This window comes from Mycobacterium sp. 360MFTsu5.1 (assembly GCF_000383495.1).
GTDB lineage: Bacteria > Actinomycetota > Actinomycetes > Mycobacteriales > Mycobacteriaceae > Mycobacterium > Mycobacterium mucogenicum_B.
The window spans coordinates 611018-624806 of sequence record NZ_KB911463.1; the positions used below are offsets into that span (position 1 = coordinate 611018).

At 66.5% G+C, this 13789-nt stretch carries 10 protein-coding genes; 9 read left to right on the forward strand and 1 reads right to left on the reverse strand.

Translation table 11 applies throughout. From position 1 onward, the window contains the following. Positions 1-43: 43 nt before the first annotated feature. The 9 genes from H289_RS0106515 to H289_RS0106555 all read left to right on the forward strand — a co-directional run bounded on the left by H289_RS0106515 (position 44) and on the right by H289_RS0106555 (position 11743). Positions 44-1369, forward strand: a complete 1326-nt coding sequence (locus tag H289_RS0106515) for a PPE family protein (protein ID WP_020099959.1) — start codon at positions 44-46, stop codon at positions 1367-1369. A 105-nt stretch (positions 1370-1474) separates the two neighbouring features. After that, the gene (locus H289_RS0106520; RefSeq protein ID WP_020099960.1) at positions 1475-1771 is read left to right on the forward strand and encodes a WXG100 family type VII secretion target; all 297 of its coding nucleotides are present in this window, start codon (positions 1475-1477) and stop codon (positions 1769-1771) included. 47 nt (positions 1772-1818) lie between these two features. Beyond that, on the forward strand, positions 1819-2103 hold the full coding sequence (locus tag H289_RS0106525) for a WXG100 family type VII secretion target (protein ID WP_020099961.1): 285 nt from the start codon (positions 1819-1821) through the stop codon (positions 2101-2103). A gap of 106 nt (positions 2104-2209) precedes the next feature. After that, positions 2210-3604 (forward strand): MinD/ParA family ATP-binding protein, encoded by a 1395-nt coding sequence (locus H289_RS0106530; RefSeq protein WP_020099962.1) that lies wholly within the window; start codon positions 2210-2212, stop codon positions 3602-3604. Further along, complete coding sequence (gene eccD / locus H289_RS0106535) at positions 3601-5145, forward strand: type VII secretion integral membrane protein EccD (protein ID WP_020099963.1); 1545 nt, start codon at positions 3601-3603, stop codon at positions 5143-5145. Before H289_RS0106530 ends, eccD begins: the two co-directional genes overlap by 4 nt. Before the next feature lie 100 nt (positions 5146-5245). Further along, positions 5246-6349 (forward strand): hypothetical protein, encoded by a 1104-nt coding sequence (locus H289_RS33330; RefSeq protein ID WP_029104863.1) that lies wholly within the window; start codon positions 5246-5248, stop codon positions 6347-6349. 127 nt (positions 6350-6476) lie between these two features. After that, positions 6477-7928, forward strand: coding sequence for a neutral zinc metallopeptidase (locus tag H289_RS0106545; protein WP_029104864.1), 1452 nt, complete (start codon positions 6477-6479; stop codon positions 7926-7928). A gap of 55 nt (positions 7929-7983) precedes the next feature. Further along, positions 7984-11028 carry an ATP-binding cassette domain-containing protein gene (locus H289_RS29920; protein WP_502685696.1) on the forward strand — a complete coding sequence of 1015 codons (3045 nt, stop codon included), beginning with the start codon at positions 7984-7986 and terminating at the stop codon, positions 11026-11028. A 34-nt stretch (positions 11029-11062) separates the two neighbouring features. Further along, positions 11063-11743, forward strand: coding sequence for a sensor domain-containing protein (locus tag H289_RS0106555; RefSeq protein ID WP_081633322.1), 681 nt, complete (start codon positions 11063-11065; stop codon positions 11741-11743). A 1-nt stretch (position 11744) separates the two neighbouring features. On the opposite strand, the gene H289_RS0106560 is transcribed toward H289_RS0106555, so the two are convergent. Continuing rightward, on the reverse strand, positions 11745-13787 hold the full coding sequence (locus H289_RS0106560) for a serine/threonine-protein kinase (RefSeq protein ID WP_020099967.1): 2043 nt from the start codon (positions 13785-13787) through the stop codon (positions 11745-11747). Positions 13788-13789: the final 2 nt, after the last annotated feature.

The following is a 13789-nucleotide window of genomic DNA, read 5'->3' on the forward strand; positions in this document are numbered from 1 at the left end:
ACCGCGTACGACGAGCCCACACAGAGCCTGAGGACAGCAAATCATGGGGCTTCCCGCCATGCCGGCGATGTTCTACGGAGCATTCCCGCCGGAGATGAACACCGGCCGACTCATGGCCGGTGCAGGCCCTGCGCCGATGCTGCAAGCAGCTGCAGGGTGGGAAGCGTTGGCCGTCGCGCTGGAGACGCAGGCGGTGGAGCTTGCCGCCAGCTTGGCGGAACTGAGCGCGAACTGGTCCGGCATGGGCAGTGAACGAGCCGTCACGGCAACCTCACCGATGGTGACGTGGCTGCACACTACTGCTATGCAGGCACAGAAGCGCGCGATGCAGGCGTTGGCACAGGCGGAGTCATACAGCTTGGCCTTGGCCACCACTCCGCAGCTGCCGGAGATCGAGATGAACCACGTCACGCACGGCGTGCTCGAGGCCACGAATTTCCTGGGTATCAATACGGTGCCGATCGGCTTCAACGAGGCGGACTACGCGCGCATGTGGGCGTTGGCGGGCTCGGTGATGGAGACGTATCAGGCCGAGACCACCATGAACACGCTGTTCGAACCCATTCTGCCGCCAAAGCCCATCGTGATACCTGGGGTCGGCGAGGCGACGGAAGCGGCGATTGTCGCGCGAGCCGCGATGGGGGTTTCGGAGGCAGTGGCGCGCAACTTGGTCATCTCGCAGGTAGCGAGCCAGTCGGCGATCGAAGACGCGGCGCTGATGGTGGGAAATGCCGCTGCCCAGGCGAATTTCGCGGGACAACGTGCGCAGGGACAGGCATCCAAAGCGGAATCGGCAGCGCAGCGTGCCAGCGAGCAGCAAGACAAAGGCCAGCAGGGCGCGCAGATGATGATGCAGGTGGTCTCGCAGGTCGGATCGCAGGCCGCGCAGCTGCCGCAGCAGCTCGGTCAGCTCATCACGCAGCCAGTTCAGCAGTTGAGCCAGCCGATGCAACAGGTGACGCAGATCTTCAGCCAGCTGGGCAGCAGTTTCGGTCAGAACAACGGGCCGCAGATCGGCCTGATGGGCGCCAGCCCCTTCTCCAATCACCCGCTGGCGGGTGGCTCGGGCGCGACATCGGGTGCCGGCCTGGTGCGTGCTGCGTCACTGCCCGGAATGGGCGGTTCCGCACCGCGGACGCCGCTGATGGCCTCGCTGGTCGGTGGTCTCGGGGGCCCCCCGACCGCTTCGCTCGAGGCGGGTGCGGCGGCGGGTGCAGGAGGTGCCGGCAAGGCGCCGGTGAGTAGTGCCGGTGGGGCCGGTGGCGGAATGCCTGGCCGCAAAGCAGAGAAGGGCGGAGGGACAAGGGAGGCCCTCAAAGCCCCCGGGGTTCTGGTTCAGGACCTCGACGACGATGACGACGACTGGTGAGTTGTCGCGTCACACAAAGGCTTCCGGCCCAGGGGGGTCGGCAAGGACTCGCCATTCCCGTGGTGAGGACACAGGAAATAGAAAAGGTGATCCAGCATGACGAGCATGAATACAGATGCCGAAGTCCTCGCCTCAGAGGCAGGTAATTTCGATCGCATCGCGGGCGAGCTGAACGGCGTGAAGACCCACGTCGACGCGGTGGCGGGCCAGCTCGCGACGCACATGAAGACGCCCGAGGCGGGCATGGCGGCCCAGGCTGCATTGACTCGCTTTGACGAGGCCATGACGGCGCAGCTCAAGGAGCTGGCCGACATCTCCGCCAACATCCAGACTGCCGGCGTGCAGTACACCGCGACCGATGCCGACGCCGGGTCGTCGCTGTCGAGCCAGATGCAGATCTAGCCAGACCCAACCACCACGTACAACGACTCAGAAGCGGAGAAGACAAAATGGCACAGGACTGGAATTTCGCCGGCATCGAAGGAAGCGCCGGCGACTTGGCTGGTGCGGTGAACACGACGCACGGCCTGCTGGACGAGGGCAAGGCCTCGCTGGCGAAGCTGGCTTCGGTGTGGGGCGGCTCGGGTTCGGAGGCTTACCAGGCCGTCCAGCAGCGGTGGGACAACACCGCGATGGAGCTCAACAATGCGCTGCAGAGCCTCGGGCATGCGGTCAGCGAGGCCGGTGGCACCATGCAGTCGACCGAGCACGGCGTCACCGGATTGTTCGGCTAGGCGATCGGCACGACGCAACACAGGAGGTGGGCAGGTCGGCGTAGGGTCGACTCTGCCCACCTCATGTGCGTTCCAGGTGTAATCCCCACACAATCGAGAGGTACTCATGTCCGCCGACTATGACCGGCTTTTCAACAACTCGCCGGGCCAGGCCGACAACGAGGAAGCCACGCGAACCGTCGACCACGCGACCCTTGCTGCCGCCGCGCAGATGTCTGCCTCCGCGGCCGCTGCCTCGGCTGCAGGGGCCGAATCGCCGTCGGGCCCGCCCGTTGCCGGCCAGCCACAGCAGCCGCCGGGCATGGTCCCGCCGCCGCGGCCGTCCGAAGTGACGACTCAAATGCCGCCTACGCCACCGCAATTCATGCAGAACGGCCTCATGCGCTCGCCGCAGGGCGCGCCGATGGCAGGCGCGCAGTACGAGCAGCCGCAGCACGCGCCGATGATGATGCCTCCCCCACCGCGGCACATGCAGCCGCCGCCGCAGCACTACGCCATGGATCCCCAGGCCGATATGCAGTGGACCGAGCAGCACATGCCGGATCAGACGTCGGCCGCCACCATCGGCGACCACCGCGCCATCGACGCGCTGTCGCACGTGGGTGTGCGGGCCGGGGTGAAGATGCCGTCGCAGCGTGGTTGGCGCCACGTGCTCTACCTGCTGACGCGGATCAACTTGGGCCTGTCGCCCGACGAGCTGTACGAGTTGGACCTCTACACCCGGATCCGACGTAATGCCCGCGACTCGTACCAGATCGGTGTGCTGGGGCTGAAGGGCGGCGTCGGCAAGACGGCTGTCACGGTCACTCTGGGTTCTGTCATGGCGAAAGTCCGCGGTGACCGAATCCTGGCTGTCGACGCCGATCCGGACGGCGGCAACCTGGCCGACCGGGCCGGCCGGCAGTCGGCTGCGACCATATCGGATCTGTTGTCCGACAAGGAACTTGCGCGCTACAACGACATCCGCGCGTACACCAGCATGAACGCCTCCAACCTCGAGGTGCTGTCATCGGCCGAGTACAGCGTCGCGCGCCGCGACTTCAACGAAGAGGACTGGTCGGCTGCGGTCAAGATCGTCTCGCAGTACTACAACCTGGTGCTCGCCGACTGCGGCGCCGGGTTGTTCCACCAGGCATCGCGAGCCGTGTTGTCGACCGTGTCCGGCTTGGTGATCGTCGCCAGTGCCTCGATCGACGGTGCCCGCCAGGCTGCGGTGACCATGGACTGGTTGCGCCAGAACGGATATCAGGATCTGCTGGGCCGGGCGTGTGTGGTCATCAACCACGTGACGCCGGGCAAGACCAACATCGACGTCGACGACCTGGTGCAGCAGTTCGAACGCCACGTGCCCGCCGGCCGCGTCGTCGTACTGCCGTGGGACAAACACATCGCCGCCGGTTCCGACATCCAGTTCGACCTGCTGGGCAAGACCTACCAGCGGCGCATCACCGAACTCGCCGCGGCGCTGTCCGACGACTTCGACAGGCTCGAGCGCCGGTGACCGCATCGGCCGGCCCCGCAACCGCTGCGCCCGCCGCGGCAGCTGACAATCCGACAAGGCAGTCGACCACCCGGGTCACCATCCTGACGGGTCGACGCATGACCGATCTGGTCCTGCCGGCATCGACGCCGATCGAGACCTACATCGACGAGACGGTCAACGTCCTCGCTGATCTGCTCGACGACACCCCGGCCGATGTGCTGGCCGGGTTCGACTTCAAGGCTCAGGGCGTCTGGGCGTTCGCGCGTCCGGGGTCGCCGCCGTTGAAGTCCACCGAGTCGCTCGACGACGCCGGGGTCGTCGACGGTGCCCTGCTGACCTTGGTGTCGGTGAGTCGGACCGAACGCTACCGGCCGCTGGTCGAGGACGTCATCGACGCCATGGCGGTGCTCGAAGAGTCCCCGGAGTTCGATGGCGCCGCGCTGAAACGGCTTGTCGGACTGGCCATCCCAGTCGCGACGCTCGCAGTCGCTGGTGCGTCGTTGTGGTCGTGGTCGCAGTCCGGCCACGGCTGGTGGTGGCCGGTCGCGCTCGGCCTGTTGGGCGCGCTGGTGTTGGGCGGCAGCTTCGTTGCCAAGAGCCGCTACGACAACGTCGATCTGTCCGAGAGTCTTCTCGTGGCGTCGTTGCCGCTGTTGGGTGGCGCGGCCGCTTTGGCGGTTCCGCTCCCTCGGGGCATCAACGACATGGGTGCGCCGCAGCTCGCCGGTGCGGCGGCGGTGATTCTGATCGTCGTGCTTGCGACCCGCGGCGGACCGCGAAAGCGTGCCGCGGTGGCAGCCTTCCTGGCAGTCATCGCGGCCGCGGTGACGGGCGCCGCCATCGCTTACGGATATGGCGGGGCGTCGTGGGTTCCCGCCGGTGCCATCGCGCTCGGCCTCATCGTCGTGACCAACGCGGCGAAGCTCACTGTCGCGGTGGCGCGGATCGCGCTGCCGCCGATCCCCGCGCCGGGTGAGGTGATCGCGAACGAGGAACTGCTGGATCCCGTTGCCGCGCACAGCGATGTCATCGATGAGGAGTCGGCGACATGGCGCGCGATCATCGATTCGGTGCCCGATTCCGCGGCCCGGCTGACCGAACGCAGCACGCTGGCACGACAGCTGCTGATCGGTTTCCTGAGCGCCGGTGTCACGGTGCTGACCTACGGTGCCATCGCGATCGTCGTGCAGGGACACTTCTTCGTGCATTCGCTGATCGTCGCGGGACTGGTGACGGTCGTCTGCGGCTTCCGGTCGCGGCTGTATGCCGAACGCTGGTGCGGCTGGGCACTGTTGGCGGCGACGGTGGCCATCCCGACCGGGGTGATGATCAAGTTGGTCTCGTGGGATGCCGACGGCGCCTGGCTGGTGATCGTGCTGTACGTGGCCCTTGCGCTGGTGGCGCTGATCACCGTCGGCGCGACGGACGGCGTTGGCCGCGTGTCGCCGGTGACCAAGCGGATCTTGGAGCTGACCGACGGTGCGGCGATTGCCGCGGTGATTCCGTTGCTGCTGTGGATCGCCGGTGTTTACGACAGCATCAGAAACATCCGGTTCTGACAGGGTTTGTTCGGTCGCGCGGCGGGTGACACCGCCGCGCTGTCGCCATGTTGGCGCCCGTACCGTGTCTTGAGTAGTCAATATTTAGGGAGACCACGATATGTCCGAAAATCACGAGGCCGGCCCGGCGAGTGAGCAGCCGCCGACGGCCGGTGATCTCGAGGAGAAGACCCAGTTCGTCGATCGGTCGGCGTTCCAGTCGCCGAGCGCAGCCGTTGCGGGGACGGGCGACCAGACCCAGGTCGTTCCCTCGACCGCAGCCGCCCCCGAGACGGGTGACCAGACTCAGGTCGTTCCGCCGACCGTCGCGACCCCCCAGTGGCAGCCGCCGCAGCCTCCCGTCGCGCCGAACCCTTACGGCCAGCAGGTGCCGCCCGCGGCCCCGCAGTGGCAGCCGCCGCAGCCGAGCTATCAGCCGCCGCAGCCGCAGTTCGGCCAGCCCGGAGCACCGGTGCCACCGCAGCCTGAGCAGCCGTGGAACCCCGCGGGTTCATCTATGCCGCCGCCCCCGCCCGGGTTCGGCGCTCCGACCTACGGTGCCCCCGGGTTCGGCGCTCCGGGTTTCGGTGCTCCGGTTCCGCCACCCGGATTCGGCCCGGGCGGTACCCAGCCTGGTTTCGGCGCACCCCAGCCCGGTGGATACCCCGGCCCGGGTGGACCGCAGTTCGGCGGACCGCCGGGTCCGCAGCAGACGCCCGTCGACATGGCCAAGTCGCTGCTCACCAAGGGTGATTCGTTCATCTTCCGGTTGATGACGCGCGGTGTCCGCGGTGAGCTGATCCAGCAGCCGTGGTTCCAGAACATGCGGAACAACCCGCAGGGTTCCAACCAGTTCGTGTATCTCGGCTACGGCGGAGCGGTGCTGATCGGGTTGTTCCTGAGCCTGTTCGGTGGCATCGGATCGCTCATCGCCAGTGTGGTCTGGCTCGGGTTGGCCTACTGCTTCCTGGCCCTCGGCACGAAGCTGGCAGCGCAGTTCGTGGCCTACGGGATTTGCGGTGTGGGTGCGGTGGCAAGCCTGCTGGGTCTGTTGTTCGGCATCATCGGCCTGGCGGGAGTGAGCGGCAGCCCCTACATCAGCGGTACCCTCACGGCAATGCTGATATTGGCTGTGGTGATCAACGGTGTCATCGCAGTTGTGCTGGGCTACATCGGAATTCAGGTCCACAAGGGCATTCAGAAGATCGCTACCGGTCAGTTCTGACGGCCCGACGATGAACGGTGCACCCTGACATCGGGGTGCACCGTTCGCTGTTCTGGAGCTGCCGGCAGGCCATAGTCTGGACCGAACGTCAGGGGGCACGATGACAGGCGATTTCGGATTGCGGGTGATGCGCGGAACGGCGCTGCGCCGCTCGGTGGCGGTATGCGCGGTGACGCTGCTCGCCGGCTGTGCGCCGACCGTCGCCGGCACCGCGGTGTCGCCCGTCAACGACCCCTTCCACGTCGCCGACCTCCCGGCCAAGGATGGTCCGAGTGGGTTGCGCGACAACGCGCCCGCAGCGGTCGGCAAGGTACAGAACACCAACAACAGCGACGTCGACCGACTGGCGTTGCAGGCGATCAACGACATCGCCGAGTACTGGCAACACGACTACAGCGCATCGGGTTTGAAGGGCTCGTTCAAGCCCATCGAGAAGTTCCTGTCGTACGACGCTCGCGATCGGAACAGTCCGGAGGCGTGCGAAGAGGACACCGCCGGGCTGGTGAATGCCTTCTACTGCCCCAGTGAGAAGCTGATGGCCTGGGACCGCGGCATCATGGTGCCGACCGGGCGAAAGTACTTCGGCGACGTCTCAGTCGCCGGTCTGATCGGGCATGAGTACGGCCACGCGATCCAGTACATGGCGAAGCTGGTGACCCGCAGTACGCCCGTCATCGTCCGTGAACAACAGGCCGACTGCTTTGCCGGCGCGTATCTGCACTATGTCGCGGCCGGTGATTCCAAGCGGTTCATGATGAGCACCGGCGACGGCCTCAACCATGTGCTCGCCGGACTGATCACCGTCCGGGACCCAACGCTGGGACCGCACGACGACGACATGCTCACCGACGGCCACGGCACCGCGCTGGACCGGGTCAGCGCGTTCCAGCAGGGCTTCACCGTCGGACCGCAAGCCTGCGCGGCCATCGATCTGAACGACATCAAACAGCGCCGCAAGGGCCTGCCGATGGAGCTCGAAGATGAGCCGACGGACGACGATCACCGGTCCGCCGACCTGCCCATCGACAAGGACACGATCGGCACCCTGGTCGAGTTGCTCGGGGTGATCTATTCCCCGAAGCAGCCCCCGAAGCTGACATACGGTCCGGCGAAATGCGATACCTCGCAAGGTGATTCGCCTGCTTCATACTGTCCGTCGACGAACACGATCTCGGTGAACCTGCCCGCCCTCCAACAGATCGGCACACCGGCTGACATGGCCGAGAAGACTCTGATCCAGGGTGACAACACGGCGTTCTCGATCGTCGTGTCGCGGTACATGATGGCGCTGGAGAACCAGCGTGGAGTCAAGCTGGACGACCCGACGGCCGCGTTGCGCACAGCCTGCCTGACCGCGCAGGCCCAGCGTCAGATGGCCAAGCCGCATGACCTGCCCAGTGGTGCCAGCCTGCAGTTGACCGCCGGTGACCTGGACAAGGCCGTCGCCGGGCTGCTGACCAACGGATACGTCGCCACGGCGGTCGATGGGCAGGGTGTGCCGGCCGCGTTCACCCGGATCGCGGCGTTCCGGGCCGGGCTGGCCACCGACGACGAGGGCTGCTACAAGCGCTACCAGTGAGGAGAGTGCATTCGTGAGCTCCGTCCCGCCGCTCATCGTGACGCTCGGCGGCGCCATGTTCACCTTCCCGCCCGGCAAGGAGGTCACCGTCGGCCGTGGCGAGGCCTCGGATGTCAGGATCCCGGACGCCGGCCCCGGCGCCAAGCACGTGGTGTCCCGGTTGCATCTGATCATCCGGGTGGACCCCGGTGTCGGTCAGTGGGTGGCAATCGACAAGTCTCGCAACGGGATCTTCGCCAACCGGACGCGTGTGCCGTCGGCGGTCATCAGTGACGACCTCGTGCTGGCCGTCGGAGCTCCCGACGGGCCGCAGCTCCACTTCCGTACGGCGACCCAGGTCATTCCGGTCGCCAAGTACCGGCAGCCACCGGCGCAGACGGCGCCACCGCGCCCGACGCAGCCGATTCCTCAACCGCCACGGCCGGTTCCGCAGCCGCCGCCTGCACCGCCGCGCCCGCCGGCACCCGCCCCACAACGCTCGTCGGGGCCGCCTGCGGGCGCCGTCACCATCGGGCGGCATTCGACAGCGACCATCAGGGTCGACGATTCGTTGGCCTCCCGGATCCACGCCTACCTGATGCCCGCCCCGACCGGAACCCAGTTGTACGACAACGGTTCGGGCAACGGCACTTTCGTCAACGGTCACCGCGTCGAGGCGGTCACGCTGCGTCCCGGGGACGTCATCACCGTCGGCAACACCGACCTGGTGTTCACCGGCGGTACCGCGGTCCAGTCGCGGCAGGCGGTTGCGACCGGTGGCATCGAGGTACGCCAGGTCGGCCTCGCCATCGAGGGCCACCAGCTGCTGACCAACGTGGCGTTCGACGCTCGGCCCGGCACTCTTACGGCGGTGATCGGCCCGTCGGGCGCAGGCAAGTCGACGTTGATCAGGCTGCTCGGCGGCGTCACCAAACCCACGTCCGGGCAGGTCACCTTCGACGGACACGACGTGCACGCACACTATGCGTCGTTGCGGTCTCGGATCGGGATGGTGCCGCAGGACGACGTCGTCCATCGGCAATTGACTGTCAGCCAGGCGTTGAACTATGCCGCCGAACTCCGGTTACCGCCCGACACGAGCAAGGATGATCGCCACGCGGTGGTGGAGCGGGTGCTCGCTGAGCTCGAGCTCACTGCACATCGCGACAAGAGAGTGGACAAGCTTTCGGGCGGGCAGCGCAAGCGCGCTTCGGTGGCGCTCGAATTGCTCACCGGCCCATCCCTTTTGATCCTCGACGAACCCACGTCAGGTTTGGACCCGGCGCTGGACCGACAGGTCATGCAGATGCTGCGCCGATTGGCCGATGCCGGGCGCACGGTGCTGGTGGTGACGCACTCGCTCACCTACCTGAACATGTGCGACCAGGTGCTGCTGCTGGCACCCGGCGGCAAGACGGTCTACGCGGGGCCCCCGCAAGCGGTTGGATCAGCGATGGGTACCCAGGACTGGGCGGACATCTTCGCCTGGGTCTCGGCCAATCCCGACGCGGCGCATGCGGTGTTCCTGCAGAACAATCCGGCCGCCAACCGACCGGCCGCGCCGCCGGAGCCCGCCGGCCCGCTCGGCGCCCCGGCCCGCACCAGTACCGGCCGTCAAATGCTCACCGTTGCGCGCCGGCAGTTGCAACTGATCTTCGCCGACCGGATCTACACCAGCTTCTTGCTGCTGCTGCCGTTCATCCTGGGCGCGATGTCGCTGATTGTGCCGGGGGACACCGGATTCGGGATGGCTACGGTGGGCCACTCACCCAATGAACCGAACCAGTTGCTCATCGTCGCCAACATCGCGGCAGTGTTCATGGGGACCGCGCTGACGATCCGTGATCTGGTCGGCGAGCGCACCATCTTCCGCAGGGAGCAGGCGGTCGGGTTGTCGGCCGCCGCGTACCTCTCTGCCAAAATCGTTGTCTACAGCGCATTTACCGCCATTCAGACAGCGATCGTGGTCGCGATCGTGGTGATCGGCAAGGGTGCGCCCACCCAAGGGGCATTGCTGTTGGGCAGCCCGACCCTGGACTTCTATGTGAGTCTGACTGTCGCAGCCATCGTTTCGGCAATTCTGGGTCTGCTGCTGTCCTCTCTGGCGCGGTCCAGCGAGCAGATTCTTCCGATGCTCGTCGTCGTCATCATGTTGTCGATCGTGTTCTCCGGCGGCATGATTCCTGTCACCGGACGTGTCGGCCTGGATCAGGCGTCGTGGTTCCTGCCGGGGCGGTGGGGTTTCGCCGCGTCTGCGAGCGTGGTCGACCTGCTGAAGATCGCCCCACTCATGTCGGTCGACGATCAGCTGTGGCACCACGAATTGCGTTGGTGGGCGCTCGATATCGGTGTGCTGGTGCTGCTGGGCGCAGTTGCCGGGTTCGTGGTGTACCGCCGGCTTCGGCTGCCGGGTGGCGGCGCTGAATCGAGTGCGCCGAAAGCAGCGATGATCGTGGGCGCAGTGGTCCTGGCGGTGGGGTTTGTGGCCGGTATGACGTACCTGACCCGCGACTCCGGAAACCGGCCGACGCAACCGACGGCACCCGCTGCGCCGCCCAAAGCTGCTCCCCCGGGGCACCGCATCGATCTGGCGAACCTGCTCCCAGACGGCAAGGCGGTGAGCGCCGTCATGCAGTCGCCGCCGATGGCGACGGCGACCATCGTCACTGCGGAAACTCCGCGAGCAGGGACAGCCACTCCCCCGCCGTGCGCCGGTGTGGCGGACGCGGGCAGCGCCACGACCTTCGCCCCGGGCTTCACCGGGATGTCGGGTATGGAACTGCACAACCCGGCGGACCCGAACACATGGGTCGTCGCATATGCGACTGGCTACCCGGGGCCCCAAGCGGCAGAACGGATTCCGGCCACGGCGACGTGGTCGGGCTGTGCGAATATCCCGGTCACGTTCACGGCCGACGGCCAGCCGCCGCGCCCACTGGCCGTCGGTGCCGTCGCCGCTGACAAGGGCACTCTCACTGCGATGTTCACCGAGCCGGGGCGCAGCTGCCAGCACGTGCTGACCACCAAGGCTGATGTGGTGATCGACGTCTTGGCGTGTAGCCCGGGCGGCGGCACGCAGGCGGCCGAGCTGGCCAAGCAGATCGCGGACAAAGTCAGCTGACGGGAAGGATCAGATGAATCCCTGGCGTACTGGAATGCTCATCGGAGCGGTGGTGGTTGTCGCGGCGGGTTGTTCGGTCACTGACCGGAAAGTATCGGGCTCTCCCACGACGGCCACGGGTGCTGCTTCCCCAACGACGTTGACATCAGCTGTAGTCAAACCGATCGATGATGCCGGCCTGCCGAGGCTGTTGGGCTCGCCCTCGGAGATCAGCGACTTGGTGGGCGTCGCGATGACGCCGGAGGCGATCTTCAGAAAACCGGATACGAAGCTGCGGGTGGAACCGATTCGCTGCCTCGAAGCGGTCATGCCGGCTCTCGACACCATTGGGTACTACGGCCGAACAGGTTTCGCTGGGCAGCTTCTTCACGGGGATCAGCATGCTCAAGTGGTGCAGGTGGTGGCCGCATTCTCGACGGACGCGGAGGCGGCGGACTTTCGTGAGGCGACTACCGGACATTGGAGGTCGTGCCAGAACCAGCAGGCGACTGTCACGGGCGGTCGGGTTCCCCTGACGTATGCGTTGGAAAGAGTTGAATCGGTCGATTCCGTCGCGAGCGTTCCGGTGTCGGGGACAGCCAGCGATGGGACCCGGGTTCCATGTCAGCACGCATTGGGTTCGCGCAGGAACGTGATCATTGACGTGCGGGTCTGTGCTCCGAACGTGGGAAACAAGGGGCGCGACCTGGTCGCGAAGATCGCCGCCGGCCTGTGAATCAGCGGATGACACTCATTAGCGGAACGAAGTTGGCGTTGAGATACTCGGTAGCCAGGTAACCGCCGGGATCGGCAAGTGCTGCAACGCTATTAGGGTCATCCACGATGATCATCGATCCGCGGTAGGCGGCCAATTGGTAGGGAAGTCCCGCTGCCCCACCGTTGCCGGCGGCTTTGTCGGTGCGCACGACCACCAACACTTCACTGTGAATCAGGAACAATTTGCCGAGGTCTGGCATCGACCGGGTTGAACTACTATCACCTGGCTTGCGACGCAAGTCGGGGTCGTAGTTCAAACCGAGCGAATTGAGATAATCCGCCGCATTGGATGGCGTCAAGGTCTGAGTGACGCCGTCGTCCGACACGTGGATCACCTGGACGCTTTTCCCTGCGGCTCGCGGATTCTGGTTCTTCAGATCGGTCTGCTGGGACGACACCTGGTCGATCAGGGTGTCGGCGTCCTTGTCACGGCCGACGATCTTGCCGATCCATTTGAGCTGGGTCTGCCAGTTCCATGCCCGGCTGGTGTCTTTCGGCTGCGTCACCGTCGGCGCGATGGCCGCGAGGCGTTGGTAGGTCGCGTCGTCGATGTCGCCGGTCGCAATGATGACGTCGGGTTTGGCGGCCTGGATGGCGCTGGTGTCGATGAAGCCGACGGTGTCCTTGACCGACGGGTTTCCGGTGATCTTGGACTGCAACCACGAGGGTAGGGACGTACCTGCGCCGGCGATCGCCACTGGTTGCAGACCGAGCGACAGCACGGCATCGGCGTCGCCGGGGCCGAGGGCGGCGACAGCTGTTGGCGCCTTGGTGATTTCGGTGGTGCCGTGGGCGTGAATGAATGACTGCGCGGTGTACGCCGGGGCGCCGGGCTTGCCGGTCAGCATGATGGAGGCGACGACCGCGATGACGGTGATCACGGCAGCGACCGCGGCACCGATGACCAGTCGACGCTTGCGTGAACTCTTCTGTGGAGCCGCCGGGGGATGGGGTGCCGCCATCTGGCCAGGCAGCGGGCCACGTGGCGGGCCGGGCGGGTAAGGACCGCTGAACTGTCCGCTCGGGTAAGTCAGCACGCCGCTGGGTGGCGTTGGCTGACGGGGCGACCATGATTGCGGCCCCGGCCCCGGCCCCGGCCCCGGCCCCGGCAGTGGCAGCTGGCCGGGTGGCTGTGGCGCCGGGCCGGTGTTCGTGACGGCGGCCGTGGCCGCGGCCGCGAATTCCCGCGCAGTCTGGTAGCGGGCGTTGGGGTCCTTGGCCATGCCGCGGGCGATGACTTCGTTCAGCGCCCACGGCAGGTGGGGCACGCGGTCAGTGACGCGGGGGATTTCTCCTGTCACGTGTGCCGCGGCGATCGCGGCTATACCGCCGGGGAGTCCCCCGTACGGCGTCCGGCCGGTGAGCAGTACGAAGAAGCTGCAGGCCAGAGAGTAGACATCGGCACGCGAATCGACGTGCTGCCCGCTCAGTGCCTCGGGCGGGGCGTAGGCGATGGACGCCATCACCGAGCCGTCTGTGGTCAGGTGCGCGGCGTCGTCGAAGGCGCGAGCAATTCCGAAGTCCGCCAGGAAGACTCGTTCTTCATCGCCGGGATCTTCGGCGTTGGCCAGCAGAAAGTTGGCGGGCTTGACGTCGCGGTGCATGATGCCGCGCCGGTGCGCGTAATCGAGGGCCTTGGCGACTTCGGTGATGATGCGGGCTGCCCGCGCGGGTGACATCCGCCCGGACCGGACTTCCTGGTCGGCGTCGGTACCCGCGACGTACTGCATGGCGATCCACAGCTGACCCGCCTCGGTTTCGCCGCGGGAGTAGACGGCGACGATGTTCGGGTGGTCGAGCGTGGCGGCGACGTTGGCTTCGCGGAGGAAGCGCTCCCTGAACTGGCCGTCGCCCTGGATGGAAGTGGTGAGGACCTTCAGGGCGTCGCTGCGGGGCAGCTGGGGGTTCTTGGCCTTGTAGACCACACCCATGCCGCCAACACCGAGGACGGATTCGATGGTGTAGCCGGCCACGATGTCGCCGGGATTGAAGGTCGAGGTCATTG

Bases quoted from the DNA above. Each gene is read 5' to 3' on its own strand.
- H289_RS0106515 (WP_020099959.1), top strand. From the start codon at position 44: ATGGGGCTTCCCGCCATGCCGGCGATGTTCTACGGAGCATTCCCGCCG.
- H289_RS0106520 (WP_020099960.1), top strand. From the start codon at position 1,475: ATGAATACAGATGCCGAAGTCCTCGCCTCAGAGGCAGGTAATTTCGAT.
- H289_RS0106525 (WP_020099961.1), top strand. From the start codon at position 1,819: ATGGCACAGGACTGGAATTTCGCCGGCATCGAAGGAAGCGCCGGCGAC.
- H289_RS0106530 (WP_020099962.1), top strand. From the start codon at position 2,210: ATGTCCGCCGACTATGACCGGCTTTTCAACAACTCGCCGGGCCAGGCC.
- H289_RS33330 (WP_029104863.1), top strand. From the start codon at position 5,246: ATGTCCGAAAATCACGAGGCCGGCCCGGCGAGTGAGCAGCCGCCGACG.
- H289_RS0106545 (WP_029104864.1), top strand. From the start codon at position 6,477: ATGCGCGGAACGGCGCTGCGCCGCTCGGTGGCGGTATGCGCGGTGACG.
- H289_RS29920 (WP_502685696.1), top strand. From the start codon at position 7,984: ATGTTCACCTTCCCGCCCGGCAAGGAGGTCACCGTCGGCCGTGGCGAG.
- H289_RS0106555 (WP_081633322.1), top strand. From the start codon at position 11,063: ATGCTCATCGGAGCGGTGGTGGTTGTCGCGGCGGGTTGTTCGGTCACT.
- H289_RS0106560 (WP_020099967.1), bottom strand. From the start codon at position 13,787: ATGACCTCGACCTTCAATCCCGGCGACATCGTGGCCGGCTACACCATC.